We start from the raw sequence: 24518 nt of genomic DNA, 5'->3' as shown, positions 1-24518 counted from the left end.
GATTAAATGAATATTTCACCAAACTCAGTAGTCGCAGTAACTTATGAATTGCACACTACGAACGAAGAAGGACAACAAGTTTTTGTTGAGAAAGCTGATGAGCAAAATCCTTTAGTATTTTTATATGGCGTTGGCATGATGTTGCCTAAATTTGAGGAGCACTTAGCAGGTCTAACAACTGGCGCTGATTACAGCTTTGAATTATCTGCTGCTGATGGTTATGGAGAAATTGATCCAGGCGCTTTCGCTGATCTTCCAAAATCGATGTTTACAGAAGCTGGCGGTGAAGTTCCATCTGTTGGTGATGTAATTCCTTTACAAGATAATAATGGAAACCAATTCAGAGCTGGTGTAACTGCTGTTCATGATGAAACAGTTGCAGTTGATTTAAACCACCCTATGGCAGGTAAAAATTTATTGTTCGCAGGAAAAATTTTAAACGTTCGCGAAGCTACGCAAGATGAGTTGGCTCATGGCCATGCTCACGGCGCTGATGGCCACTCAGGTCACTAAGATTAAACATAAAGAGTGGCTTGCATCCCTATTAAGCTTTTGATCTCACTAGTTTTAAATATTAATTTGAATCAGTATGAAAAAGTTATTATTTGCACCGCTTGTATTTTTGTTATTTGTTGAACTTGGATATTGCCAGTCGGTTGATATGGTTGCCCTTAGGGAAAAAGTTCGGCACAATAAAAATTATATTGTTTATACCAATACTATAGATGAAACGGTAAAGGCTTCTTTGAATAAGGAGTTTTCGTTAAACGAAGTTGGCGCTAAGGTTGATAAAAGTAAGGTTGGTAAATTGCAGACCCTGCAGGAATTTAAAGATTTTTACAGAACAGCAGGAGTGAAGGGTGGCAATCGTTTGGCTGCTTTACAATACAAAATATCTTACAGCTTAAAAGCACTAATAAGGGATATTCCTGAATTAAAGAAAATTCCGAAAGCGCAGTTTAATGAATTGCTAAAGCCACCTCGACGTGTAGTTAAAACCAGGTAACAACTTTAGTGATCGTTAAAATCTGAAATTCTTGAATTGTCAAAACCAAAAATCCCGATGAATCGGGATTTTTGGTTTTATAATAATTTTGATGTAGATAAGAGCACCGGAGGATTATCCATTGTGTTGGTGGTGCTCAGTTTTAACACACCTTTCACTGTAATGGGCTGATAAGTAAATTTAATGGGTTCGGCCATTTCCACTAAAACCATAATCGGGATCCCATTTTTACCGCAATAGAAACATTGATTAATGGGTAAGGTAGAAAGCATAAACTTCGTTTGCTTCATGCCATCTTTAATCGGAACAATATATCCTGAAAGCTCAAAAGGTTTGTTCTCGAATTTTTTAATGCCCGGTGAGTAAACAGCATATTTTTCTGTCGGCTTTACAGTTTTAAAAGTGATACCGCCAATTACATCCCAGTTTGGAGAATCCATTTGATCGCTGGGATCATGCTGTGCCTGTGCGTTGAGGCCAATAAAAATTAAAAATATAAATGCCAGTGCTTTCATTATTCCTTTTCTCATGTCAGCACAAATATAAGAAAGATGTAAGTGGGCAAGTGTAATTCATTTATAACAAAACCAATAAATATTGCGAGTGTAATACGGTATGAATTAGGTTATCTATGATGTTGCCCTAAATTTCGGCATCAACATCTTTCTGGCCAGCTTTAATCGCTATGAACTTTTAAAAATCAATTTTCAGCCTCAAACCACCATTGGTAAGATTAAGATTGTCATTAGAAAAAGTCTTCATCGGCAGTCGCAAAAATGGTTCAATAGCAAAATCGGTTTTCTTCGATATTTTTTGCTTGTATCCTAATGAAAAATTGTAGAAGCCAATATATTTATCAGTTACACTTGAAGACTGGGCCTGAGGTTCAGAAACCCGTTCGGTAACGATAAGCATCCGCTGTTCAGCTACGCCGGATGTGTTGGCCACGGTAACATTTTTTCCACTGCTCACCAGGTAATTATTGTCTTGCCTGTTGTTTAAAATGGCCAGTGCCGACACTCCAACGCCTGTGTAAACCTTTTTGCTAATGTTGTATTTTAATTCCAATGGGATGTTTATTCCGCGAACACTGGCATTAACTGATTCCAGGCTTCTGGCATTATTCGCTGAATAGGTTGCCAGTGCGGCCGAGCTAGGTACAGCACTCGCCATTGCATCATTACTTTTTGCATATTGTGTCGATGGATTGCTCGTTGAACTCAACGATGAATAGGCAATACCTGAACTGATGGAAAGTTTTTCAGCCAATTTGTAGGAAAGCGAAAAACCATAATTCATATTCACTTTGTTGTCATTTCCCATTGCAGGTGCAACATAAACTCCCGGTTCCCATTTGGTATTTGCCTGGGTTTTACCAGTATTTTTCAATTCATTTATTTTGCTGTCTTGCGCCAGCAAATCTTCAAAAGTTGGCTTTTTAAGAGGTTTTTCTTTTTTAGGTTCAGCTTTAATTTCAAATTTTCTATCACTGTAAGAATTAAGTGGTATTTTAGTTAAAGCATTATCTAATACGTTGTGGTTTTCAATTGCAACAACCGGATCATTTGTATTAGCAAGTACGGTAATCGCCTGATCTATCTTCTGGCTATCTGGGCTTACCGATGCATCTTGAACCTGGCTATCTTTAGTAAAGGGCGTATTCAATGGTCCAACCATTTCAACCTGATCATTCCTAACCACCGGTTTTTTCTCTTGTCCTACTGGTTTTTCTTTAGTCGTTTTTTTATTTGTGATGACCAAATCCTGTTTACGATTTTGATTATTTAATATCAAAAATGTGCCACCAAAAATTAAAATCAACGCAGCAGCTACCCATAAAGGCCAAAAAATGAAACCTTTTGGTTTGTTCTCCTTTTCAGAAAAACGCTCCCATGCACCCGGCGAGTAAGATTCCTCGTGGTGTTGAAGCTGTGCGGCAATATGGTCTATTAATTCTTTATCCATTTTTTTTATAGGAACCAACCATTGTATTCAGGTAAAGTGTACGTAATTTATTTTTAGAGCGTGTTAAATATACGCGGCTTGAGCTTTCGGGGATATTCAACATTTTTGAGATTTCCTCATGGGCGAAACCTTCAATTTCATATAAGTTAAATACCAGTCTTTGCGTATCTGGCAAATGATTAAGTAAGTTCAAAATATCGTTTACATGCAATTCAGATGCGATAGATACTTCTGTAACAGGGTGCTCATCTTCGCCAAGGTCATCAACATAATACTGCGCTTTTGAAGTTCTGATTTTATCAATCGCAGTACGCGATGCAATTTGCGCAATCCAACCTTTAAATGATCGTTGTAACTCTTCTGGGTTTTTAGGCGATTTGAAGTTGCCCACGTGTTTAAATATTTTTATGAAGCTGTCATTTACAAGCTCCTCACTGTCTGAAGCATTTCTGGTGTACCTCAAAATAATGCCCATTAAATAGCCATAAAATGATTTATACATCATTTCTTTACAGCTATTGTCGTTTTTTACACAGCCTTTTAAAATTTCCTCAAAACTGAGTATTTTTTTTATCACTCCTGTAAAGGACTATTTAAAGTTTGATTAGTTTTTATCTGATATTTTAACCCTTATGCGAAATTAATGAAATAACACCATTCCCGCTTTAGAATGGTGTTATAAATGCATAGGTAGATATTATTTGTTTGTCATCACAGCTAATCCAAATTTTGTACTATCTGTTTTGCTGCTCAATCCTTTGGCCCAAATGGTATAAATTTTTCCCTTTTCAATTTTTATTGCCGGTAAAGTTGCTTTAACGGTTGCCGATCCCGCTTCTTTAACCTGGAAAGTATAACTTTCTGATGGATTGATGGACGCAAACGGGGTAAATTCTTTAAACGCTTTTGCGGTAAATAGAGCAGTGGCGTTTCCTTCAACAGCTAAATCTAAGGCGGTAGAACCCGGACTTAAGTTAATGAAACGTACTTTAGCTTTATCTGCATCTGGTGCTTTCAAATCATCTTCAACCAATAAAATTTTAGTTGATTTAAGTGTATCCACTACAAAAGCCGAGTAAAAAACACCTTGTTTCAAAGTTCCGGTGCCGCTGGTTAAGTATCTTAGCGAATCTTTTTTGGCAACGCCGATCACTCTGTTTCCTGGGTATGCTGCATAGTAGCCGCGATCGTTGGTGTAGGTAAAACTGCCGATTTTTTGATTATCTAATACAAAATCAAGCGCAGCGGTGCCCGGCGAAGCGTGAACGAAGCCAATTCCTGCAGCTTCGATAGGATCATTATTCCAGTCTTTTTTACAGGCAGAAAATATCGTTGTTATAGCGAGAAGAGAGAGTGCAATTTTTGTTGTTAAGCTAAAGTTTTTCAAATGAGTTTTCATGTTTTAAATCAATTTTAGAATCAAAATTGGTTAATGGCCATTAACACTTTTTCTTCTAAAACGATTAACGTGGTGAAAACGCTACAGCAACCTATATTTTTTATTTATTTAAATTATATTAAAATATACCAAGATATTTAATTACCAATTCTGGCGCTAACTTTTAAAATCATCTGACTATCTACGGCACTACCATTCACAGTTGCAGGTGAAAATTCAAAATATTTGAATCTATTAGTTTCGTCTATTAGCTGATAACTTTTGTTGTTGTTTGAAAATGAATAGTTAACAAAAGTTTTATCTATTCTTCCGAGCTTACTGATGTACAAATAGAACATTACTTGATATTCGGTATCCTTTTGCTCCAGTTCTTTGGGTATTCTCGCAGTTGATGTTAGGTACCAATACAAATTATTCATCATACCAATTTTTATCGGATACGTTACTTTATCACCTTGATTTAATGAATCAATATTATAATGCAGGGTTGTATCTGGAATATTAAATTCCATCTGTTTTAGGTTGTAGTTGTAAACTTGTGAAAGGCTGTCTTTATCAAAAAAACGCCATTTACCAACTCTTTCATTGTTTCTGTATAATCCTGTGGCAACAATTTTATTGTGCAGAAAAACTCTAGCAGAACCATTTTTGATATGTGGTTTTGATTTTAATTCGGTGCTTTCTTCTATCAAGTCAAAACCAATAGCGCTTTTTCTTATTCTTGTCGAATCACTCTTTTGAGCGAATGCAGTAAAACCAATAAACAGTAGCAGAAAAGTACAGCACGTTTTCATATAATTTAACTAATTTTTATAGGGTGATTTTGATTATTTCAATTAACTAAGTCTATGATTTGCCTTAACTAACCGTTAGTTTAGCTTTGATAATTATCTTACTTTTAACAGGTTTGCCATTTACATAGGTTGGTATAAATCTGAATTCATCATTTAGGAATCTTTTGATATTGAGTTCGGTTAAATTGGTATTGTAATTTTTTGATGAAAGCTTTTCCTCAACTTTTTCAAGATCGCCTCGTTCATTAATCGTGAAAATGTAAAACTGATCGTAACCTGCTGAATTGTATGGTATTCCATAATGATGTGATTCCTGAAATATCGCCTTAAATGCCATTCTAAAGCCGCCAATTTTTACAGGTTTTATCACACGATCGCCTTCTTTCAAGCTATCAATTACATAAGATATTGAATTTATTGGCTGGTTGTAATCTGCTTTTTTTAAATCATAGTTAAAAATTTGTTCTACACTATCCTTCTGTTTAAAGAAACGCCACCGCCCAACCCGCTTATCATTTTTATACAAACCATAAGCTAATATTACTTGGTCGTCAAATATTTGAGTTAACCCATTTCTAATGCCGGGTTTGGAGATTAATTCAGTAAAATTTTCCTTAAAACCAAAGGCATTCCTTTTCGAGCGTACTTTTGTCGAGTCGCTTTCCTGAGCGACCGCCACGAAGCCAATAAAAAATAAGAGGAGTGTAGAGAGCGTTTTCATCATATTTGATCAGGCTATAAAGAAAAAGGGTTTTGATGTAAAATCAAAACCCTTTTCAAAATATATTTAATCAATGCCTTAGGCGTACATTTCTTCGCGAAGTTTTGCCACATCAGGACTATTGATGTACTCATCGTAAGTCATTAACTTATCAATAGTGCCTTTCGGCGTAATTTCAATAATTCTGTTGGCTACGGTTTCAGTCAACTGGTGATCTCGTGAGGTAAATAAAATGGCACCCTTAAAATCTTTCATACCATTATTCAATGCTTCAATAGATTCCAAATCCAGGTGGTTGGTTGGTTCATCAAACATCAAAAGGTTTGCTTGCTGCAACATCATTCTCGAAAACATACAACGCATTTTCTCACCACCTGAAAGCACTTTTACGTTTTTCAGAACTTCTTCGCCTGAGAACAACATACGGCCTAAAAAGCTACGCACAAATTGCTCATCGGCATCCGTTCCAGAATATTCACGTAGCCAATCTACCAGGTTTTCATCCTTGCCAGCGAAATATTCAGAGTTATCATTAGGAATATCAGCTGTGCTAATGGTAACGCCCCATTTAAATTCACCTTTATCGGCAGGCACTCTACCTGTTAACACATCGTAAAATGCTGCGGTTGCCAAACTATTCTGAGATAAAATTGCAATTTTATCGCCCTTGTTTACCATAAAAGTAACTTTGTCGAATAAAGTGCCATCGTTTCCAGATTTTCCTAATGCATCAACCTGTAAAATCTGATCGCCCGCCTCACGACCTGTGTTGTTAAAAATAATGGCCGGATATTTTCGGCTCGATGCTTTAATTTCAGTAATATCGATCTTATCTAAAGCTTTTTTACGTGAAGTTGCCTGCTTTGATTTTGATGCATTTGCACTAAACCTGCGGATAAATTCCTGCAACTCTTTCACTTTATCTTCCATCTTTTTGTTCTGGTCACTACGTTGTTTTAGCGCCAGCTGACTCGATTCGTACCAGAACGTATAGTTACCAGTGTAGATGCTCATTTTTGCGAAATCGATATCAACAATGTGCGTACAAACTGCATCTAAAAAGTGCCTGTCGTGAGAAACCACCAATACAATGTTCTGGTAATCAGCCAGGAAATTCTCTAACCATGCAATAGTTTCAATGTCCAAATCGTTGGTAGGCTCATCCAGTAATAAAATATCCGGATTGCCAAATAGAGCTTGAGCCAATAACACACGTACTTTTTGTGTATTATCCAGTTCCTTCAATAATTTATAGTGGTTATCTTCAGTAATACCTAAGTTGCTTAACATGGTTGCCGCGTTGCTTTCCATGTTCCAGCCATCCATTTCAGCAAAAAGATTTTCCAACTCTCCGGCACGTTCACCATCTTTTTCGGTAAAATCTTCTTTCATGTAAATGGCATCTTTCTCTTTCATAATGGCATAAAGTTCTTTATGGCCAATCATAACAGTTTCCAATACCGAAAACTCATCGAATTCGTAGTGGTTTTGTTTTAAAACCGCCATTCTTTCTCCTGGAGTAAAGGCTACGCTACCTGAAGTTTGGCTTACTTCTCCCGATAAAATTTTAAGGAAAGTAGACTTACCTGCGCCATTAGCCCCAATTACACCGTAGCAGTTGCCCTGGGTAAATTTTAAGTTAACATCTTCAAATAATGTGCGTTTGCCGTATCGTAAAGATAAATTAGAAACTGAAATCATATTAAATAGAAATAAGCCGCAAAGATAGGCAAAAAGGTTGAGGGTAAAAAGGTAGAAGGCAAAAGGTATGGGATTAATAATTTGAAAATGATCGTTCAGTATCTTTTGGCAATTGTAGTCCCGCTTTCACTTCAATCTTTTTGTTGTCGTCAGTTTGAGTTTGTTGAAGACTGCAACAAAAAGTATTTTCATTCTATCGGGTTTATTTAACAATGGTTTGTGCTTTTGGCTAGAAAGACAACCCAAAGTACTATTTTGGCTAAAGCCGATTTGGCAAATGTTTTTATCTGTTGGTTGAAACCAATGGTAATGAATCGCGTTAGGTTTAATGATTTAAAACCAATGGCAATGATAAGCCATTGCCTGTACATTTAACCCTTTCATTGCCGTCTGCTTCAGCTGACGGAATTTTTTTTAATTTTATCATTCATGCAAATGTTAACAGATCTCCTAGAAAAACCAGTTGGCAAAATAGAAGTGGAGCAGTTTGCCGCAAAAACTTCGGCGCAAACTTTTTCTGCCAAAGATTTAATCGATTTGAGTTTTCATCCTAATGAACAAATTGGTTTCCGGGCTGCGTGGATTTTAGAACGTGTTTATTCCAATCATCAGGAGCGGTTTTTGCCGCATGCCACCTATTTCCTCCAAAAACTTCCGTTGCAACAAAATCTTTCTGCTTTACGCCATTACGTTAAAATTCTGGCTTTTATCACCAACAAAAAAACATCACCTGAAATTAAAGTCATCATAACAGATTTTGAAACTGACACGATTGTAGAAGTTGTTTTCGCTTGGTTAATTGATGAACATGTTCCTGTTGCGGTAAAATCTCACTGCTTAAACATTTTAGCCAACCTCATACCTAAACATAGCTGGATTAAAGAAGAATTAATTGATACAATGGAGTTTCTGGTAGATAAAGAAAGTATCGCTTTTTTTGCGAAGGTTAAACAGATCAGGAAACAGCTTAAGGTGAAAAGCTAAGAGTTTAAAGTGAAAAAGTGCCAGGAGTGGAGGAAATGTTTCGAAGTATAAATTCGGTTTTCCGCATAAGTGTCTGCTTTTGCTTTTTTCTGCTGGCAAGACATTAAAACGTCAAATCTTTTTGTTTAAGACGTTTTATCAAGTGCTTTCAACTTTAATCTTTTTGCTTTTGACTATTTTTACAAAATGAGCAATTATGAAATCGTATCTCAGGTTATAAAAGAGCGACGCAGTATTTTTCCTGCCAGTTATATTAAAAAAGAAATTCCTGTTGAGGTAATTAATCAAATTTTAGAAACTGCGAATTACGCACCCACGCATAAGCTAACACAGCCTTGGCGGTTTACCGTCATCAGGAAAGCAGGCTTGACAAAACTTGGTGAAGAACTTGGAAGATTATATAAAAATCTTGTATCGCCACAAAATTTCCTTCAGAAAAAATATGATAGTTTCGCTGAGAAAACGGAGCAGGCAGATTGCATTATTGCTATAAATATGGCCGTAACTGGTAAAATCCCGGAATGGGAGGAATTGGCTGCTGTTTCTTGTGCGGTACAAAATATGGCACTTACTGCCGAGAGTTTAAAAGTTGGAGCTTATTGGAGTTCGCCACCACTAATTCACGATTTGGGCGGATTTTTAGGCCTGGCGGAAAATGGAAAATGTATTGGCCTCTTTTACATGGGCTACCATAACGAAAAACCTTGGGCACCCAACCGAACCTCAATTGAAGAAAAGGTAAATTGGATTGAGGAGTAGCTCAGGCGCCCATCACCGCAGCGAGATGGCGAATCTTTGTAATTACACAACCTATTTCAAAAAATTTCCCGACTTCGCTCGAAATGACGACTTTCGCAGAGACCATTTTATTTTCAACATCAGCTAAATTTTTTCTTAATAACCATGTCTACTTTAAAAAATCAGTTATTTCAGCTTTGCTTTACTTTTATTCAAAATAGGATAGAAAATATTGAATATTCTATGTTACAAGCCAGGCAAGCTTCTAACGATGATACCAAAAGCAGTGCTGGTGATAAGTATGAAACCACCCGCGAAATGATGCAGCAGGAAATGGATAGGAATAGCAAATTACTTTATGAGGCCGGGCAACAGAAAATCGCTTTGCAACAAATAGAAAACGTGGATGCTGCCAAAGAAGCTAAAAATGGCAGTTTGATTTTAACATCAAATGGAAATTTCTATATCAGTATTAGTGCAGGTGAGCTAAATGTAGATGGAGAAAAGTTTATCGCAGTATCGCAAGCTGCACCGATAGGGCGAGCCTTTCTCAATGCAAAGGTTGGAGATGAATTAAGTTTTAATGGCAATAAATATCTGGTAAAGGAAATTTTATAGACTTTACCTTTAAACTTTTAATTTTTAACAATGTGGATTACATAGTTAAATAACACAACGGCATTCTATTTTATACCAAGTCTTTCAGCAAAGGCAGGAATTAAATAAGCTTTTAGTTCTGAGAAAGGAATAAAAACCACAATCTGCCCTTGTGCATAACTTGCTACCTCATAAGGATTATACATAAATGCCAATCCGTTTCTATTGAAATAAAAGTTGTTATTAGGTTTCAGAAAGTTATCAAACAATACTTTATTTAATTGATCTTGCGGCTTAATATTGTATTGCTTTCTTAAGTTCTGCTCCAACAATTTTTGCAGGGAATTGGAATCAATTTTAACCACATCATTCAATACCATCTGTTTTTTGTTTTTTACATCGAGGCAGAACATGGTGCTGGCATAATTTCCATGAGCACCACCAGTGTATGCATCTGTAAGATAGTCTACCACAACAAATCCATTTTCATTGTAAACAATGCTTTGCTGACTATCATCTGTATAATTCATCCAGGCTTCAAAACCACGATCAGGCCCATCTTTTTGTTGCTTGGAGATTTGTTGTTTGTAATCGGCGAAATATGCTGAGGCCATTTTTTTAAAACCAGCTTCCCGATTTACATTTCCAGATTTTATTCCAGAAATACTCTTCAGCTGATCATTTAGCCAATTTCCAGCATCATCAGTTGATTTGGCCTGTAAGTACTCAAAACTAATGGTTGCCTGTGGCGATTTTTCCCGTTCAGCAAATGCTTTTACTGAGTCGGTATAAACACCTGTGGTAAATTGGTAACTTCCTTCAGGATATTTCTCCGTTAACTGGATTGGAAAATTCTTTGTCCCCTTACCATCAGACCATGTTCCTTTAAAGCCATTTCCTGTCCATTTCAGCGCTAAGTGATTTTGCTTGGCGTCCTGGTCAAAGTAATAATCGTAAAAGCTATTTTCAAATAAAACGAGGCTGTCTTTGCCCACCAAAGTATCAGTCGATAAATTTAACCATGGGCCATCGTAGTGATAATTGCCATCGTATTCACCTTCTAGTTTTTGCAAATTCATCACTACTGCCTTTCCGGCAATGGTACCTTCCAACCTTTTATAAAAATTTGCTGGCAACTCTGTTAAGGTAGCGGAAGTGCTATCCGAAGTTTCTTCAGTACTTTGGTTATTTTTTGAATTGGTACATGAAGCGAGAATTAAAAGACTAAAAAGTGTAAGGTGGATATATTTTCTCATGATCATTTGCAAAGATATTCCCTTATTTTACAGATGAAACTATGATTTTGTTTTATTAAAGCTCTTGTTAATACTGTAATAAAGGTTTTTGGCAGAGTACCTTCCCGGATCAATAATTCTGCGAATGGTGTACAGCGGATAGTTTTCATCACGGGTGGTAGATAAGATAAATGCTGCTTTAAAGCCATGTTCTTTTAACTTATGCAAATTCGCAGCCTTGAAAACACCATAGGGATAGGCAAAATACTCAACTTTTTTTCCAGTGATTTCTTCTAATTTTTTTGTGGGTTCATCTATCTGGGTTTTCCAGTCTTCATCTTTAAACTGAGCAAAATTTTTATGATCATAGGTATGACTTGCAATTGTATTGCCTTCATCAGCCAACTGTTTGATGTTTTCTTTGGTCATGTAATTGATCCTTCCTTTTCTGCCAATAGAAACCGTCATGATAAAATAGACCCCTTTAAAGCCGTACTTTTTTAAAGTGGTGTTGCCGACTGTAAACTGATCCATATCGGTATCATCAAATGTAATCATAATCGGTTTCTCAGGTAGTTTAGCGCCATAAACCAGGTAATCATAAAGTTGATCGGGTAAGATGGTATGGTAACCGCTATCAGCCAGCATCTTAATATGATCTCTGAATTTGTCTGGAGAAATGATGTCATCACCTGCTCGCTTACTGTCACTAGCCAAAGCATTTCTAATTTGGTGGTAGCATAAAACAGGAACTTCTTTGCGTGCCAGAATGGCTTTGGCATCAGCTGGTTTTCTTTGTGATGTATCTGTTTTTAGGGTAGTGGTCGTTGTATCTTCAGTATTTTTTTCTGTCGCTGTTTGATGGCCACAAGCAGAAATCAATAAGACTAAAAGTAAGATAAACGTGAGGGGGTGGGGCGCTGCTTTAAAATTTTTGTTCAATTTGTTATCAATTATTTCACCAAAGATACTGCGTTTTCAGATAAAATAAAGTCTTTTTCAAAGGTGTCCCATTGTTTTGGTGATATCCCTGATTTTAGTGCATTCCGTTTAAAAAAGCTATAATCAGTCGCTTCTGCTTTGGCCATTAAGCAGGTATTTAAAAATTTAAACATTTGCTTTTCTCCGATGATTTGCTCCAGGCCCCTCAGTAAAAACGGGCCATAGCTGTAGCGATAAGTGCCAGAAATATCGTTCATATCTGTGATTGTGTTTAAAGGTTTTGCCTTGAAGTTTTTAAGCTGTTTGCTTCTATCCTGAAAATATTTCGTAGCAAATATTTTCCCGAATTTTTCTTCGCTGGCTTTTACTGATAAATACTCTGCGGTAGATTCCAGAAAAAACCAAAATAATGTTGAATTGGGTTGCAACACATTTCCAAAATAATAGTGGCCGATTTCATGGGCAATAAAAGGATAATCTGTAGAATCTTTCAGTTGAGGTTTTTGATTATCAATCATGTCACCAAGCTTAATACCTGCAAAAGCAATTGTTGGAAAAGCAACGAAGCCCCAGCTGCGGCCTTTATTAAATTTTTCTACTGGTTCATGTTCTATAAAGACGTTTTTAGTATTGTAAGGGATTTTGAGATTTTTAGAGAAATAAGCTTTCATTTCAGCAATATTCTGTTCAAAAACAGATAGCTGTCTTTGATTCATATTGGTGTTTAAAAATAAGGCACCATCCGTTTTCTGTACACCATAATCGCCAACAAATAACATAGGGGCAATGGCAATATCCGATTTAAACCTTCCAGCTGGCCCAGACTGAGGTAAATCGCCATTTACAAAAATGGTTTTGGCGCCTTTGGCACTTACCTGAATATTAAAGGTAACCTGCTCAATCAGCCGATCGTTTTTAACATCGTAAATAATGGGGTACCATTTCGATTGATCAGCAGCTCGCATGGTTTTACCATTGAAAGCGATCAAACCTTTAAAATCTATAAAGTTTAACGTGTCAGTATAAATGGGGAAGGCGCCGGTATACAAAATATGGAGCCGCTTCGGATTCACCATCGTACTATCTTTAAATAGTGGTGCATAGGTTAAACCTTCGCCACGCATTGCCCCGCCGTAAAAGCCAGAATATTTCACGGTATTGTTCTCAGCATCTTTAATCGCTTTAATGTTGAATCCTTTATTCAAAACAATCTGATAATCTTTACTCAGATTTGGGATTTTGCTTAATGTAAAATCACAGGTAATCTGACCGGTTTTCATATTAATATCGACCTGGCCGTTAAGATGCGGTATTTGAGCAGATGTTATACCTGAAATCAATGAAAGGATGAAGAAGGCAATTTTTCTCATGTCGTTTTTCGTTTAAAAAAGGAAAACCCCAGACAATGCCGGGGTTTTGAGTACTTAAAAGCTGTTTTTAATGCTGTTGCTTAAAGTCTTAGGACTCCAATAACCGCTGGCAATAATTCTGCGAATGGTGAATAATGGGTCTTTTTCGTCGCGTTTAGTAGATAGTTGATAAGCCATTCTGAAACCACGTTTTTTCAATTCAGGAATTCCTTCTGGATTCCATAAACCGAATGGATAAGCAAATTCAGTCATTTTTTTGCCGGTTATTTCTTCCAGTCTTTTCGTTGGTTTGTCTAATTGTTCTTCCCAATCCTTGCCGGCGTATTTTTTAAAGTTTTTGTGGTCATAGGTATGTGATCCGATTACATTGCCTTCATCAGAAAGTTGTTTAATCTGATCGCTGCTCATATAATCTACAAATTTTCCTTTTTTACCAATAGATACAGTCATGATAAAATACACTGCTTTATAACCCAGTTTTTTTAATGTTGGGTTTACGATAGTGAACTGGTCCAGGTCGGTATCATCGAAAGTAAGCATAATTGGTTTGCTTGGTAGTGCTGCTCCGGTATTTAAATAGGCATACAGCTGATCCGGCAAAATGGTATGATAGCCACTGTCAGCCAACATTTTCATTTGGTCTTTGAAGTTTTGGATCTCTACAATATAATCCTTACCCACCTTGCCATCTGTGGGTTTCCAGTTCCTTACCTGGTGGTAGCATAAAATAGGTACCTGCTTTCTGGCCAGAATGGTCTTGGCATCAGCCACTTTTATTTTCGAAATATCTACAGGCACTGAGGTGTTCTCTGCTGTTTTAGTTACCTGTCCGGTTGAATCGGTTCCATCGGTATTCCCGGTTTGAGAGTTAGATTGACAGCTGGCGAATAAAATAATGCCAGCAGCTATAATAGTAAGTAATTTGTATTTCATAGTATTTTAATTGCTACAAAACTATAAATTCTGGCAATTTATTATACACCCAATAAACTGGTGTTGATAAATAATTCAACCCTTAAAAATTTGATAAGCTAACTGTTTTATTACAATCTCCATCTATCATAATCAGCTTTTATTAAATAATTTAGCGCCTCAAACCAATTTTGATGAACAAACTTTACAAACTTTTTCTTTGTGCGCCGTTTCTATCCCTAACTGTGGCGGCACAAAATAAAACCTTTACGCTAACTGAGAATATTCAGGTACAACCAAAGGCAAATTATCAACTTGCTTCGCGATTTTCTCCAAATAAATTAAAGAAAATGGTTTATTCCACCTCGGTTGATCCACATTGGCTGAAATTGAGTAATCGTTTTTGGTACACTTTTGAAAGTCCGAAAGGGAAATTTTGGTACTTGGTAGATCCGAATGCAAAAACAAAAAAGTTGATGTTCGATAACGCGAAAATCGCTGCTGGTATCACCTTAGCAGTTCGCGATCCTTTTGATGCAGAACATTTGCCTTTAGAAAACTTAAAGTTTGCTGCTGATGAAAAGAGTATTTCTTTTGAAGTGAAAAGCACAATTGATGAAGTAAAGCCTGACCGCAAGGATAAAAAAGCTGCCGATTCACTACAGAAAAAGATTTTCTCTTTCAAATATGACCTGGCCACAGCAAAGTTAACTGAGGTGCCAAATTTTAGTAAGCCTAAACCAAAACCAAGCTGGGGTTCAGTTGCTCCTGATTCATCTGCCATTATCTTTTCACGCAATTATAATTTGTATTGGATGGATAAAGAGAACTACAAGAAAGCGGTTAAAAATGAAGAAGACAGCACCATTGTAGAACATCAGCTGACCAAAGATGGCATAAAATTTTACTCTTACGGAAGTGATGGTGATGGCGAGAATAATGTAGAGAATGAAAAAAATAATAAGAAACGCCGCGGTGCCTATGTACTTTGGTCGCCTAACTCCAGATACTTCGTATTAGATCGTACTGACTCCCGTAAGGTTAAAGATTTATGGGTAATTAATAGTGTTACTGCTGGCCGACCAACTTTAGAAACGTACAAATATCAAATGCCAGGTGAGGCTGAAGCACCACAAGACGAAATTTTGCTTTTTGATTTTCCGGCAAAGTCTTACAAAAAATTAAATATATCTGCATTTAAAGATCAAAGCATTGGCGTTTGGGGTAAACCTTCATTAGCTAAAGATCGTGATAATGAATTTCGTCCGTCGATTTGGTTGGGCGATGATAGCAGATTTTATTTTTCGCGTACCAGCCGCGATTTAAAACGCATTGATATTGGTACGATTGATATTGCTACAAGTAAAGTGACGCCACTCATTGATGAGCGCTTCAATACTTACGTAGAGGTAAATCGCCCTGGATTGATCAATAATGGAAAAGAATTGATTCATTGGAGCGAGCGTGATGGCTGGGCCCATTTCTATCTTTTTGATGGGAACGGAAAGCTTAAAAACCAAATAACCAAAGGTTCTTTTCATTGCGAAAGTATTGTAAATATCGATGAGAAAAACCGAATACTTTATTTCACCGCAAATGGCAGGGAAGGCAAAGAAGATCCTTATTATTTACATCTGTATAGCATCAACTTCGATGGCTCGAATATGAAGCTGTTAAACGCTGGCAATTTCGATCATGCAGTGAGTATGAATGATAATAACAGCTTTTTTGTAGATAATTATTCAAGGGTAAATACGGCGCCAAAATCTACTTTGTATGACAAAAATGGTCATAAAGTAATGGAATTGGAAGCTACTGATCTTTCCCTACTAACCGCTGCAGGTTATAAATTTCCGGAGCCTTTTACTGTGAAGGCTGATGATGGCGTAACTGATTTGTATGGCGTAATGTATAAACCTTTTGATTTCGACCCAAACAAGAAATATCCTATTATTGAGTACGTTTATCCTGGCCCACAAACGGAAGCTGTAAACAAAGCTTTTAGTAAGAGCATGGACCGTACAGAACGTTTAGCACAGTTTGGCTACATTGTAATCACCGTAGGTAACCGTGGTGGAAATCCATCACGATCTAAATGGTACCATACTTACGGTTACGGAAACCTGCGTGATTACGGATTGGCCGATAAGAAAACTGCAATTGAGCAATTGGCCTCAAAATACAGTTATATTGATGATACTAAAGTGGGTATTACTGGTCACTCAGGTGGTGGATTTATGTCTACCGCGGCGATGTTGGTTTACCCAAACTTTTTTAAAGCTGCAGTTTCTAATGCCGGAAATCATGATAATAGTATCTATAACCGTTGGTGGAGTGAAAAACATCATGGCGTGAAAGAAGTTATTTCATTAAAAGGCGATACATCTTTTAAATACAGCATCGATAAAAATCCTGATTTGGCCAAAAATCTGAAAGGTCACTTGTTATTAATGCATGGCGATGTAGATAACAATGTGCATCCGGCAAATTCGATTCGTGTAGCGAATGCCTTAATGAAAGCCGGAAAACGTTTTGATTTTTTGATTATTCCAGGGCAAAGACATGGTTTTGGGGATATGACAGAATATGCTTTCTGGAAATTGGCTGATCACTTCAACAAATATTTAATTGGAGATTTCTCAAGTCCGGAAGATGTCGATTTGTTGGAAATGGATCGGGATATCGAAAAGACTGGAAAGTAAATTCTTTTTAATTTTAGTCATGATTACAGCGAAGGCTTGCGTTAAAATGCAAGCCTTCGCTGTTTTTTAAAAACTGTTCGAGTTTAAAATCTGAAAGAGATAAGCTGATTGGTAGTTATATGGTTTTATTTTGATCAATAAGTTGCACCATACTTTTGTTAAACAAAGATAGGCTGGTGTCTAAAGAAGCAAAAAAAACCTTATCCGCATTTTCTACCTCAACAAGTCCTTTTTGCAGCACATTTTCACCATCCGGAGTAAGGCGAATTGTTTTTGCTCTGGTGTCAGTTTCGTGTTCTTGTCGCGTTACAAAACCTTTCTCCTGTAATGTTCGTAAAACCTTTGAAACCATCATTCTATCGGTATTACTCTGGTTTGCGATGTCAATTTGTGTAACTTCATTATTTGTTTTTGAAAGCCAACCCAACGCAGCAAGCAATACAAATTGTGTTTGTGTCAAATCCAATGGATCTAACACTTTTTTTAATTTACGTTGCCAAAGCATGGTAAGCTGTCCGAGCAAATAACCCGGACTATCATTCGGAGTTTTAAACTGAAATTCTATTTCTTTAGCCATTTTGATGGTGAAGCATTTTTGATGAAATTAACTCAAAATCTTTTTGATTGATTTCAAAGAAACCAAATCGAAATGGATAACCCCAACTTTTTTTATTAGGGATAAAATCTAAATCATCTATCAGCGGAAGAATTGAAGCATTCTTACATTCAAAAAACTCAATTTCGCGTCTGGATGGGTAAAAGTCTGCTGACACTTTAACTGTATAAGTTTCTTCAGTTCTTACTATTCCGATGGCTGTGAATTCCTGACATTTGTCTGGTTTCCCCATCCTTTGCTTCCCAGAATAATAGATTACGAAATCTCCTTTTTTCATTCGCTGTAAAGGCGAAAATTTTCCTTGGCAAGCCTGAGCAATCCCTTGTGCTTTACCCACTTTGACATGATCTTTAGAAGCCACAATGATCCAGTTTTTTACTATACGATCAGCCATCACGAGCGTTTAAATGGTTTCCAGAAAAGTAATCACATAGCCGTCGGGATCTTTTACCATTATCGTTCTGCCAAAAGGCGTATTATTAATATTCCCAATCAATGTTACTTCTTTAGCGATCAGTTGGTTTTGTAAATCCTCAATGTTCCCATCAATAGCAAACCAAAGCGACGTACCAATACCTAATTCTTTTCCTTCTATATCTCCGATAGGTGTCCTAATTGCGAAACTGGCTTCACCTTTATTATAAGTGAAAACACAGGCATAAGGATTACTCATTTCAGAAACTTCAAACCCTAATTTCTCTGTATAAAATACTTTCGATATCGCTAAATCTCTAACCTGAAGCGATGCAAATTCTAATCTTCTCATCATAAATTATTTTGTTGTCACAAATATAGTAATCACGACAACAATATAAGTGTTTTTCTTTTTTTTTATTTTTTGCCTCAATAGTTGGATATTTTTTTTTCCAGGCTAGAACAAAATGGTGATAAATCCAAGAAAAAAAATGTTCTTAAGAAAAGGATTAAGACAAATCCTTCAGGGTAAATTTAAGTTTCCTCAAGCAAAGCCTTATGTTTTTCTCCCCAGTTTTCTAAGGCTTTAATAATTGGTTTTAATTCATAACCTATGGCTGTAAGTTCATATTCTACCCGTGGCGGTACTTCTCCATAAACCGTCCTGGAAATTATTTTATTTTCTTCCAATTTACGCAGCTGAAGCGTTAACATTCGTTCGGTAATATTGGGCAAATTCTTTTTTAATTCACTAAACCTTAATTTCCCCTCCAGTAGCCAGGAGCAAATTACCAATGTCCACTGGCCGCCGATGATATTAGATGCATAAGCTTCAGGGCATTCATCTGCCAGTGCTTGCTTGTTGGCGAAATTGGTCGATGTTTCCTTAATCTCAGTCATACTTACATTTTATATAGTACATTACAATAGGCTGTTGATATACCAAAGCTACTGCAGGGGCATTACTTTTGTTTCAAATAATTTAAAATTTTGATAAAATGCAAACATTAATTATTGTTACTCATCCAGATATTGATAGCTCTTTGGTAAACAAAAGATGGATTGAAGCACTGCGAAAGTTTCCTGATCAATATGTAGTGCACCAGCTCCACCAGACCTATCCTGATGGAAAAATAGATGTTAAGGCAGAACAAAAGCTGATGGAAAAATATGATAAAATCGTGTTTCAGTTTCCTTATTATTGGTTTAACAGTCCGTGGTTATTAAAGAAATGGTTTGATGAAGTTTTAACACATGGCTGGGCCTACGGAAGTAAAAGCGGCTATCCACTATCCGGAAAAAAAATTGCGCTGGCAATTTCACTGGGTGTTGGTGAAGATGAACTTCGTCCTTCGGGAATCTATAAATATCCTTTAAAAGAACTTACCCGCCCGTTTGAGCTCAGCTTAGAATACGTGAAAGCAGATTACCGGCCGTTCTTCGCCTACTATGGAATAGAATATCATTCCACGCCAGCATACATTGAAAAAAGTGTTCCGCTATATTTGGAATTTTTGAAAGCTTTATAAGCTGAATACTATCATTATTCCTTTGCATCTTTTAAAACCAGAAGAAAGTGTGCGCTTCTAATATCAAACATTTGGTTTTCTCTAATGTTATTTTAATATGAATTATAAAAGTACAATTATGGCAGCATTTCTTCTAGTTGGGGGAATTGCCAGTAGCAATGCTCAGGATATAGATCAAAGTAAAGTTCCTGCTGCGGTAAAAGCCGCTTTCGCAAAAGCCTATCCAAAAGCAACCGATGTGGATTGGGAGATGAAAGGTGGAAATTATGAAGCTGATTTTGATTTAGGTAAAATCGATCACAAAGCCACCTACATGGGTAATGGCAAGGTCGTTTCATTTGAGAAAGATATTCCAAACGCACAATTACCCGCTGCAATAGCAAAAAGTATTAAAGCTAAATATCCAAAGGGTAGGATAGATGATGTAGACTGGATTAATACCGGAGGCAAAATTAGCTACAAGGTAGATATTGAAGGTACTCCGGATGTAAACGTTTGGTACGGTGCTGATGGCAAATTCATTAAAGAAGTTGCCGATTAATTAGCGATAACCACAGCCATTGGATCTTTAAATGGCTGTGGTTTTTTAGTTATATATGATTTTCATTAATGGTTTTGTGCCGGAGAGATGTATCAAAGCAAACCTTAAAAGATCTGATAATTAACTAAGATGTTAATATTCATTTCTGCAGATGCCCTGCCACAATATAAAAAGCTATGATTTTGTTGTTATTAATTTTTAATAGCGATTTATCTTCTTGCATAGTTAGTATAACCTCCATCAGCCAGCAATTCTGTTCCGGTAATAAAACTTGCTTCATCAGAAGCTAAAAATAAAACTGTTTTGGCAATTTCACTTGGATCACCTAATCTTTGCAAAGCTGTAGCTGATGCCATATAATTTTGGGCATCATCTGTAGCAACCACCTTATCAAATCCTTCTGTTTTAATAGGACCAGGGCTAATAATATTCACCCGGATTTTTCTTTCAGCAAGTTCATTTGCTGCAATTTGAGCAATTTTATTTACGGCTCCTTTGGTTGCTGAATAAATACTGGTGCCTAAATTCGAAGCGGTGGCCACTGTTGATGAGGTAAACAATACTGTTGCACCATCAGCCAAATGAGGCATCAATTTTTGTAGGGTGAAGAAAAAGCCTTTTACATTGGTATTAAACTGTGCATCGAAATCTGCTTCAGTTGCTTCCGCGATAGAAGCAAATACTGCTATTCCTGCGTTTAAGAAAAGTACATCTATTTTTTTTCCGCTTGCAGCAACTGCTTTTTCCAGCACATCAATCCCAGGTATATAGGAAGTGTCTGAAACGACCGTTTGCAAGTTCGAACTGTTAATTTTAGCCGCTGCCTGTTGCAGGTTTTCAGCGTTTCTGCTTGTGATAGTTACATTGGCTTCTTTTTCAATAAAAGCTTTAGCTGTTGCGAAGCCAATTCCTGTGCTTCCACCGGTGATCACTACATTCTTATTTTTGAAATTCATTTTAAATTATTTAAACGCTTTTGATGGTACAAATGTAGAACAGTTAAGTTCGTTTTCGTAACTTTGTAACGAAAAGTAACAGTAACACAAGAGTAACCAAGTAACCTCATGAGTATACCAGAAGCCTGCTTAATCGGGCACAAAAAAGAAATGAGAGCCGTTCAGGATTCAATGGATATATTGAGCGGCAAGTGGAAAATTGCCATTATTTCCTCAATATGTTATTATAACAAAAGGCGATTTTCGGATATTCTAAAGGATGTAGAAGGAATTTCAAACAGAATGTTGAGTAAAGAGTTGAAAGAACTGGAAATAAATAAACTGATTAACCGAACCGTTCTAGACACGCAGCCTATCTCGGTTCAGTATGAACTCACGGAGCACGGTTTAACGTTGAAAACCATTATCAATAACCTAACAGAATGGGGGATTGCGCACCGTAAGAAAATTATTGGTTAACCAGTCAAATATATCCTGCGGGTTGATCTGTTGGAAATTTGGACATATCCATAAAGAAAATTTCCCAGGTATGCCCGTCAAAATCTTCTAAAGTTCGTTGTTGCATAAAACCGTAATCCCTGATTTCATTTGGTTCGGTTCCGCCGGCCTTAAGCCCATTCTCCACAATCTTGTTTACTTCATCTACACTGTCTACAGATAGTGAAAAAAGTCCGGCTACTGCCGATTGGGTATCGGCAATGGGTTTGGTTGCAAAAGATGAAAATTTTTCGTGAGAAAGCAACATCACGAAGATATTTTCGCTCCAAACCATGCATTTTCCGGCATCGTCTGAAAATTGAGGATTGTTTTCAAAGCCCAATGCGGAGTAAAAATCCATTGATTTTTGAACATCCTTAACTGCTAAATTGATGAAAATTTGTTTGGCCATAACATCACTTGTTTTTTTGTTTTTTAAAATTATCGATTTGTAGTCCGCGATTTTAGTTCGGCATGACTGTTATTATAAATTTTACCTTTTTTTGGATGAGTGAATTTAATGGCAGACCAGGTACTGTTTACACTTAAACAAGTGCTTTCTACCAATCCAAACTCGTAACCATTTTTAATTACTTTCGGTAAGGATAAATCGGTATTGAGTTGTCCGCCCTTGGGCCACGAAACCCACAGCATACCATCTAGTTTCAGGTGCGCTTTTAACTTTGGGAAAACAGCTAGTTGTTCATCGCTTTGCGTTACAAATAAATGAATATAATCAAACTCGCCGGTTAAGGTTTTGGTCAATATTATATCAGGAAGAACAATTGATTCTATTGCTTCTTTAGGCGCATTCATAAAAAACGTTTTCGCATTTTCCTTTATTCCCATTTTTTGAGCTACCGTTTTCATTGTTGTATGGTAATAAACATTAGTTAAAATATCATCCTGTCTTCTCTAAATTAAAAAAAATGTAATAAAAAAACAGGATTGAATTTTTCAATCCTATCCTGTTTTGTCTGCGCTAAGCTGTTTCCTATTTTGAAGCCTCACCCCAAATTGGTCTTCCTACTCTATTTTTTCAGAGAATAGCCAAACTTCCTAAATTTTAGAATTCTCAATTCTCAATAAATCAATGCCTTTCTAAATTATTCTGTGTGACTTGCGCCATCAGTTTTAATTATCCGGTAATTTTTAAAGATTGTATCAAATTATCTTTTATCATGAGATGATAAGCTAAAACAATCGGGCTTCCAGGAAAATTCCCCGAAACTTCCGCTTTCAAAATTTCTTCTGCCGGTAAATATTCAATTGGTTCCATTACCGTCTGATATTCCTCGTTAGCTTTTTTAATCCATTGTTCAATTGCTGTTTTTCCTTGATGTGTTTTTCCTTCATCAAAAACTACGGCTGTTTCTGCAAAACAATTGGCGTATGCATGGCTGTCGAAATTGTTTTGCGCTTGTGTTAAGTCAGCGATTACTTTTGGTAAGTTCATTTTTAGTTTGATTAAATTGTTGGCACTGTGCCACCGTCGATTACAAAATTTGTTCCTGTTAAATAATTTGCCCTGGGCGAAACCAAAAAGCCAACTAATTCCGCTACTTCTTCCGGTTCTGCCGGTCTGCCAAAAGGTATTCCGCCCAAGGCATCCATTACACCTTGTTGCGCTTCCTCTACGCTACTGTTTGCGTTTCTTGCAAGCTCACCCAGCCATGCTTTTGATGCTGTCGTATTGATCCATCCTGGCGAAACAGTGAGTACGCGAACTCCTTTTGGCGTTACTTCATTTGATAGGCTTTTACTATAATTTATCAATGCTGCTTTTGAAGCTGCATAAGGTAATGTAGAGTCGTATAGCGGTAATTTACCTTGAATAGAGGCAATGTGGATGATCACGCCACTTTTTCGTTCAATCATTTGCGGTAAAAATCCTCTGTCCAATCTTACAGGAGCAAGCAAATTTGCCTGTAGGGTTGATACCCAGTCTTCATCCGTTAATGCGGCAAAGCCACCAGCTGGAGTTACTGAAGAACCGAGATTATTTACTAAAATATCCAGCCTTCCATATCTCGAAAGTACCTCGCTAACCAATTTTTGTGCATCTTCTGCCTTGCTTAAATCTGCAATGGCAAAGTGCTGGCCCGTAACTGCTACCTCCGGCGCATTTCTGGCAGTGGTGATCACCGTTGCTCCTGCTTTCTGAAGTCGTTCGGCAATGGCTTTTCCAGCACCTTTAGTGCCACCGGTTATTAAAGCTATTTTTCCAGATAACTCATTATTAAAATTAAATTGCTGTTCCATATCTATCGTTGTTTAGTACAAAATTGAAGCATATAACGGGTTTGCGCAAGTACGGAAAACCGAATTGCATACGGATAAATTTTTCCCCTATTGTACAATTTGGAACATAGGTGTACTTTTGATTATGAAGGATAGAAAAATTCCATTAAACTTAAATTGTGGACTCGATCTGATAGGAGAGGTGCTTTATGGCAAATGGAAAATTCGTTTATTATGGTTTATAAGCCAAGGCCATCAAAGACCTAGCGAACTGCAAACGAAAATTCCAGATGCTTCCCGCCGGGTTTTAAATATTCAGCTCAAAGAATTGGAGGAGCACGATTTGGTTGCCAAGAAGATTTACCCTGTTGTACCTCCAAAAGTAGAGTACAGCTTAACAGCGTTCGGACAAACGGTGATTCCTATAATCGCTGTATTGGGGAATTGGGGCAACGAAAACGAAGAGCGATTGAGAAAGCTAATTTTAAATGCACAATCGGTAACCGATGGTTTAGAAGATGAGGTTATCGGGCGATAAGCTTATCTTTTAGGCGAAGTTGAGCAGATTGTCTGATTAATTACTTGAATAAACTTCCCAGATACTTGATCAAGATTCAAGTTGTATATGATAAAATGTTCTATCGGCAAATCTTTACAAACCAAATCCGCCGTGTTAAA

The 24518-nt window shown here is 36.9% G+C and carries 30 protein-coding genes; 10 read left to right on the top strand and 20 right to left on the bottom strand.

The window, feature by feature from the left end; translation table 11 throughout:
• Positions 1-6 precede the first annotated feature (6 nt).
• Both EA772_RS20840 and EA772_RS20835 read left to right on the top strand, forming a co-directional pair.
• On the top strand, positions 7-513 hold the full coding sequence (locus EA772_RS20840; protein ID WP_010599119.1) for a peptidylprolyl isomerase: 507 nt from the start codon (positions 7-9) through the stop codon (positions 511-513).
• A gap of 76 nt (positions 514-589) precedes the next feature.
• A complete protein-coding gene (locus EA772_RS20835) occupies positions 590-1006 on the top strand; it encodes a hypothetical protein (RefSeq protein ID WP_124914788.1) in 417 nt (138 codons plus the stop codon).
• A 77-nt stretch (positions 1007-1083) separates the two neighbouring features.
• Here the strand turns inward: EA772_RS20835 and EA772_RS20830 are convergent, their stop codons facing one another.
• The 7 genes from EA772_RS20830 to EA772_RS20800 form a co-directional block, all read right to left on the bottom strand.
• On the bottom strand, positions 1084-1536 hold the full coding sequence (locus EA772_RS20830) for a DUF3299 domain-containing protein (RefSeq protein ID WP_238533574.1): 453 nt from the start codon (positions 1534-1536) through the stop codon (positions 1084-1086).
• 163 nt (positions 1537-1699) lie between these two features.
• Positions 1700-2971, bottom strand: a complete 1272-nt coding sequence (locus EA772_RS20825) for a hypothetical protein (RefSeq protein WP_124914787.1) — start codon at positions 2969-2971, stop codon at positions 1700-1702.
• Positions 2964-3548, bottom strand: a complete 585-nt coding sequence (locus tag EA772_RS20820; RefSeq protein ID WP_124914786.1) for an RNA polymerase sigma factor — start codon at positions 3546-3548, stop codon at positions 2964-2966. The genes EA772_RS20825 and EA772_RS20820 overlap by 8 nt, the downstream gene beginning before the upstream one ends.
• A gap of 120 nt (positions 3549-3668) precedes the next feature.
• On the bottom strand, positions 3669-4370 hold the full coding sequence (locus EA772_RS20815; protein ID WP_010599114.1) for a DUF4397 domain-containing protein: 702 nt from the start codon (positions 4368-4370) through the stop codon (positions 3669-3671).
• 137 nt (positions 4371-4507) lie between these two features.
• On the bottom strand, positions 4508-5164 hold the full coding sequence (locus EA772_RS20810; protein WP_124914785.1) for a hypothetical protein: 657 nt from the start codon (positions 5162-5164) through the stop codon (positions 4508-4510).
• A 64-nt stretch (positions 5165-5228) separates the two neighbouring features.
• On the bottom strand, positions 5229-5888 hold the full coding sequence (locus EA772_RS20805; RefSeq protein WP_124914784.1) for a hypothetical protein: 660 nt from the start codon (positions 5886-5888) through the stop codon (positions 5229-5231).
• 75 nt (positions 5889-5963) lie between these two features.
• A complete protein-coding gene (locus EA772_RS20800; protein WP_116167571.1) occupies positions 5964-7586 on the bottom strand; it encodes an ABC-F family ATP-binding cassette domain-containing protein in 1623 nt (540 codons plus the stop codon).
• Positions 7587-8021: 435 nt separating this feature from the next.
• Here EA772_RS20800 and EA772_RS20795 point away from each other — a divergent pair, with 435 nt between their 5' ends.
• From EA772_RS20795 to EA772_RS20785, 3 genes are all read left to right on the top strand, one after another.
• Positions 8022-8570: a hypothetical protein gene (locus EA772_RS20795; RefSeq protein WP_124914783.1), complete on the top strand. Its 549-nt coding sequence runs from the start codon at positions 8022-8024 to the stop codon at positions 8568-8570.
• A 186-nt stretch (positions 8571-8756) separates the two neighbouring features.
• Positions 8757-9329 carry a nitroreductase gene (locus EA772_RS20790; protein ID WP_124914782.1) on the top strand — a complete coding sequence of 191 codons (573 nt, stop codon included), beginning with the start codon at positions 8757-8759 and terminating at the stop codon, positions 9327-9329.
• 144 nt (positions 9330-9473) lie between these two features.
• A complete protein-coding gene (locus tag EA772_RS20785) occupies positions 9474-9926 on the top strand; it encodes a 3-oxoacyl-ACP synthase (protein ID WP_116167574.1) in 453 nt (150 codons plus the stop codon).
• A gap of 65 nt (positions 9927-9991) precedes the next feature.
• Here EA772_RS20785 and EA772_RS20780 read toward each other — a convergent pair whose 3' ends face one another.
• From EA772_RS20780 to EA772_RS20765, 4 genes are read right to left on the bottom strand one after another with little or no spacing between them, the layout of a single operon-like run.
• Positions 9992-11161: a DUF3298 and DUF4163 domain-containing protein gene (locus EA772_RS20780; RefSeq protein WP_168187611.1), complete on the bottom strand. Its 1170-nt coding sequence runs from the start codon at positions 11159-11161 to the stop codon at positions 9992-9994.
• Between the two features lie 39 nt (positions 11162-11200).
• On the bottom strand, positions 11201-12082 hold the full coding sequence (locus tag EA772_RS20775) for a polysaccharide deacetylase family protein (protein WP_124914780.1): 882 nt from the start codon (positions 12080-12082) through the stop codon (positions 11201-11203).
• 11 nt (positions 12083-12093) lie between these two features.
• A complete protein-coding gene (locus EA772_RS20770) occupies positions 12094-13452 on the bottom strand; it encodes a M1 family aminopeptidase (RefSeq protein ID WP_124914779.1) in 1359 nt (452 codons plus the stop codon).
• Positions 13453-13506: 54 nt separating this feature from the next.
• Positions 13507-14385, bottom strand: a complete 879-nt coding sequence (locus EA772_RS20765; RefSeq protein WP_124914778.1) for a polysaccharide deacetylase family protein — start codon at positions 14383-14385, stop codon at positions 13507-13509.
• Between the two features lie 173 nt (positions 14386-14558).
• Between EA772_RS20765 and EA772_RS20760 the strand changes: the two genes are divergently transcribed.
• Positions 14559-17066 (top strand): DPP IV N-terminal domain-containing protein, encoded by a 2508-nt coding sequence (locus tag EA772_RS20760; RefSeq protein WP_124914777.1) that lies wholly within the window; start codon positions 14559-14561, stop codon positions 17064-17066.
• Positions 17067-17181: 115 nt separating this feature from the next.
• Here the strand turns inward: EA772_RS20760 and EA772_RS20755 are convergent, their stop codons facing one another.
• The 4 genes from EA772_RS20755 to EA772_RS20740 form a co-directional block, all read right to left on the bottom strand.
• Positions 17182-17643, bottom strand: coding sequence for a MarR family winged helix-turn-helix transcriptional regulator (locus tag EA772_RS20755; RefSeq protein WP_124914776.1), 462 nt, complete (start codon positions 17641-17643; stop codon positions 17182-17184).
• Positions 17636-18076: an EVE domain-containing protein gene (locus EA772_RS20750; RefSeq protein WP_124914775.1), complete on the bottom strand. Its 441-nt coding sequence runs from the start codon at positions 18074-18076 to the stop codon at positions 17636-17638. Before EA772_RS20750 ends, EA772_RS20755 begins: the two co-directional genes overlap by 8 nt.
• Before the next feature lie 9 nt (positions 18077-18085).
• Positions 18086-18451 carry a VOC family protein gene (locus EA772_RS20745; protein ID WP_246834007.1) on the bottom strand — a complete coding sequence of 122 codons (366 nt, stop codon included), beginning with the start codon at positions 18449-18451 and terminating at the stop codon, positions 18086-18088.
• 179 nt (positions 18452-18630) lie between these two features.
• Positions 18631-18996: a helix-turn-helix domain-containing protein gene (locus EA772_RS20740; RefSeq protein ID WP_124914774.1), complete on the bottom strand. Its 366-nt coding sequence runs from the start codon at positions 18994-18996 to the stop codon at positions 18631-18633.
• Positions 18997-19094: 98 nt separating this feature from the next.
• Here EA772_RS20740 and EA772_RS20735 point away from each other — a divergent pair, with 98 nt between their 5' ends.
• On the top strand, positions 19095-19625 hold the full coding sequence (locus EA772_RS20735) for an NAD(P)H-dependent oxidoreductase (RefSeq protein WP_010600107.1): 531 nt from the start codon (positions 19095-19097) through the stop codon (positions 19623-19625).
• Positions 19626-19743: 118 nt separating this feature from the next.
• Positions 19744-20166 carry a PepSY-like domain-containing protein gene (locus EA772_RS20730; RefSeq protein ID WP_168187610.1) on the top strand — a complete coding sequence of 141 codons (423 nt, stop codon included), beginning with the start codon at positions 19744-19746 and terminating at the stop codon, positions 20164-20166.
• A 209-nt stretch (positions 20167-20375) separates the two neighbouring features.
• Here the strand turns inward: EA772_RS20730 and EA772_RS20725 are convergent, their stop codons facing one another.
• A complete protein-coding gene (locus EA772_RS20725; RefSeq protein ID WP_010600105.1) occupies positions 20376-21122 on the bottom strand; it encodes an SDR family oxidoreductase in 747 nt (248 codons plus the stop codon).
• Positions 21123-21230: 108 nt separating this feature from the next.
• Here EA772_RS20725 and EA772_RS20720 point away from each other — a divergent pair, with 108 nt between their 5' ends.
• On the top strand, positions 21231-21581 hold the full coding sequence (locus tag EA772_RS20720; protein WP_039841928.1) for a helix-turn-helix domain-containing protein: 351 nt from the start codon (positions 21231-21233) through the stop codon (positions 21579-21581).
• Between the two features lie 4 nt (positions 21582-21585).
• On the opposite strand, the gene EA772_RS20715 is transcribed toward EA772_RS20720, so the two are convergent.
• The 4 genes from EA772_RS20715 to EA772_RS20700 all read right to left on the bottom strand — a co-directional run bounded on the left by EA772_RS20715 (position 21586) and on the right by EA772_RS20700 (position 23861).
• Positions 21586-22011 carry a VOC family protein gene (locus EA772_RS20715; protein ID WP_124914772.1) on the bottom strand — a complete coding sequence of 142 codons (426 nt, stop codon included), beginning with the start codon at positions 22009-22011 and terminating at the stop codon, positions 21586-21588.
• A gap of 29 nt (positions 22012-22040) precedes the next feature.
• On the bottom strand, positions 22041-22469 hold the full coding sequence (locus tag EA772_RS20710; protein WP_116167586.1) for a hypothetical protein: 429 nt from the start codon (positions 22467-22469) through the stop codon (positions 22041-22043).
• A gap of 268 nt (positions 22470-22737) precedes the next feature.
• Positions 22738-23055 carry a nuclear transport factor 2 family protein gene (locus tag EA772_RS20705; RefSeq protein ID WP_116167587.1) on the bottom strand — a complete coding sequence of 106 codons (318 nt, stop codon included), beginning with the start codon at positions 23053-23055 and terminating at the stop codon, positions 22738-22740.
• 11 nt (positions 23056-23066) lie between these two features.
• Positions 23067-23861 carry an SDR family oxidoreductase gene (locus EA772_RS20700; protein WP_124914771.1) on the bottom strand — a complete coding sequence of 265 codons (795 nt, stop codon included), beginning with the start codon at positions 23859-23861 and terminating at the stop codon, positions 23067-23069.
• Positions 23862-23985: 124 nt separating this feature from the next.
• Here EA772_RS20700 and EA772_RS20695 point away from each other — a divergent pair, with 124 nt between their 5' ends.
• Positions 23986-24378, top strand: a complete 393-nt coding sequence (locus tag EA772_RS20695) for a helix-turn-helix domain-containing protein (RefSeq protein ID WP_124914770.1) — start codon at positions 23986-23988, stop codon at positions 24376-24378.
• The last annotated feature ends 140 nt before the right edge of the window (positions 24379-24518 follow it).

This window comes from Pedobacter sp. G11 (genome assembly GCF_003860265.1).
Classification (GTDB): Bacteria; Bacteroidota; Bacteroidia; order Sphingobacteriales; family Sphingobacteriaceae; genus Pedobacter; species Pedobacter agri.
This window is presented reverse-complemented; position numbering and strand designations above follow the sequence as displayed.

Bases quoted from the DNA above. Each gene is read 5' to 3' on its own strand.
- EA772_RS20840 (WP_010599119.1), top strand. From the start codon at position 7: ATGAATATTTCACCAAACTCAGTAGTCGCAGTAACTTATGAATTGCAC.
- EA772_RS20835 (WP_124914788.1), top strand. From the start codon at position 590: ATGAAAAAGTTATTATTTGCACCGCTTGTATTTTTGTTATTTGTTGAA.
- EA772_RS20830 (WP_238533574.1), bottom strand. From the start codon at position 1,536: ATGAGAAAAGGAATAATGAAAGCACTGGCATTTATATTTTTAATTTTT.
- EA772_RS20825 (WP_124914787.1), bottom strand. From the start codon at position 2,971: ATGGATAAAGAATTAATAGACCATATTGCCGCACAGCTTCAACACCAC.
- EA772_RS20815 (WP_010599114.1), bottom strand. From the start codon at position 4,370: ATGAAAACTCATTTGAAAAACTTTAGCTTAACAACAAAAATTGCACTC.
- EA772_RS20810 (WP_124914785.1), bottom strand. From the start codon at position 5,164: ATGAAAACGTGCTGTACTTTTCTGCTACTGTTTATTGGTTTTACTGCA.
- EA772_RS20805 (WP_124914784.1), bottom strand. From the start codon at position 5,888: ATGATGAAAACGCTCTCTACACTCCTCTTATTTTTTATTGGCTTCGTG.
- EA772_RS20800 (WP_116167571.1), bottom strand. From the start codon at position 7,586: ATGATTTCAGTTTCTAATTTATCTTTACGATACGGCAAACGCACATTA.
- EA772_RS20795 (WP_124914783.1), top strand. From the start codon at position 8,022: ATGTTAACAGATCTCCTAGAAAAACCAGTTGGCAAAATAGAAGTGGAG.
- EA772_RS20790 (WP_124914782.1), top strand. From the start codon at position 8,757: ATGAGCAATTATGAAATCGTATCTCAGGTTATAAAAGAGCGACGCAGT.
- EA772_RS20785 (WP_116167574.1), top strand. From the start codon at position 9,474: ATGTCTACTTTAAAAAATCAGTTATTTCAGCTTTGCTTTACTTTTATT.
- EA772_RS20780 (WP_168187611.1), bottom strand. From the start codon at position 11,161: ATGAGAAAATATATCCACCTTACACTTTTTAGTCTTTTAATTCTCGCT.
- EA772_RS20770 (WP_124914779.1), bottom strand. From the start codon at position 13,452: ATGAGAAAAATTGCCTTCTTCATCCTTTCATTGATTTCAGGTATAACA.
- EA772_RS20765 (WP_124914778.1), bottom strand. From the start codon at position 14,385: ATGAAATACAAATTACTTACTATTATAGCTGCTGGCATTATTTTATTC.
- EA772_RS20760 (WP_124914777.1), top strand. From the start codon at position 14,559: ATGAACAAACTTTACAAACTTTTTCTTTGTGCGCCGTTTCTATCCCTA.
- EA772_RS20755 (WP_124914776.1), bottom strand. From the start codon at position 17,643: ATGGCTAAAGAAATAGAATTTCAGTTTAAAACTCCGAATGATAGTCCG.
- EA772_RS20750 (WP_124914775.1), bottom strand. From the start codon at position 18,076: ATGGCTGATCGTATAGTAAAAAACTGGATCATTGTGGCTTCTAAAGAT.
- EA772_RS20745 (WP_246834007.1), bottom strand. From the start codon at position 18,451: ATGATGAGAAGATTAGAATTTGCATCGCTTCAGGTTAGAGATTTAGCG.
- EA772_RS20740 (WP_124914774.1), bottom strand. From the start codon at position 18,996: ATGACTGAGATTAAGGAAACATCGACCAATTTCGCCAACAAGCAAGCA.
- EA772_RS20735 (WP_010600107.1), top strand. From the start codon at position 19,095: ATGCAAACATTAATTATTGTTACTCATCCAGATATTGATAGCTCTTTG.
- EA772_RS20730 (WP_168187610.1), top strand. From the start codon at position 19,744: ATGGCAGCATTTCTTCTAGTTGGGGGAATTGCCAGTAGCAATGCTCAG.
- EA772_RS20725 (WP_010600105.1), bottom strand. From the start codon at position 21,122: ATGAATTTCAAAAATAAGAATGTAGTGATCACCGGTGGAAGCACAGGA.
- EA772_RS20720 (WP_039841928.1), top strand. From the start codon at position 21,231: ATGAGTATACCAGAAGCCTGCTTAATCGGGCACAAAAAAGAAATGAGA.
- EA772_RS20715 (WP_124914772.1), bottom strand. From the start codon at position 22,011: ATGGCCAAACAAATTTTCATCAATTTAGCAGTTAAGGATGTTCAAAAA.
- EA772_RS20710 (WP_116167586.1), bottom strand. From the start codon at position 22,469: ATGAAAACGGTAGCTCAAAAAATGGGAATAAAGGAAAATGCGAAAACG.
- EA772_RS20705 (WP_116167587.1), bottom strand. From the start codon at position 23,055: ATGAACTTACCAAAAGTAATCGCTGACTTAACACAAGCGCAAAACAAT.
- EA772_RS20700 (WP_124914771.1), bottom strand. From the start codon at position 23,861: ATGGAACAGCAATTTAATTTTAATAATGAGTTATCTGGAAAAATAGCT.
- EA772_RS20695 (WP_124914770.1), top strand. From the start codon at position 23,986: ATGAAGGATAGAAAAATTCCATTAAACTTAAATTGTGGACTCGATCTG.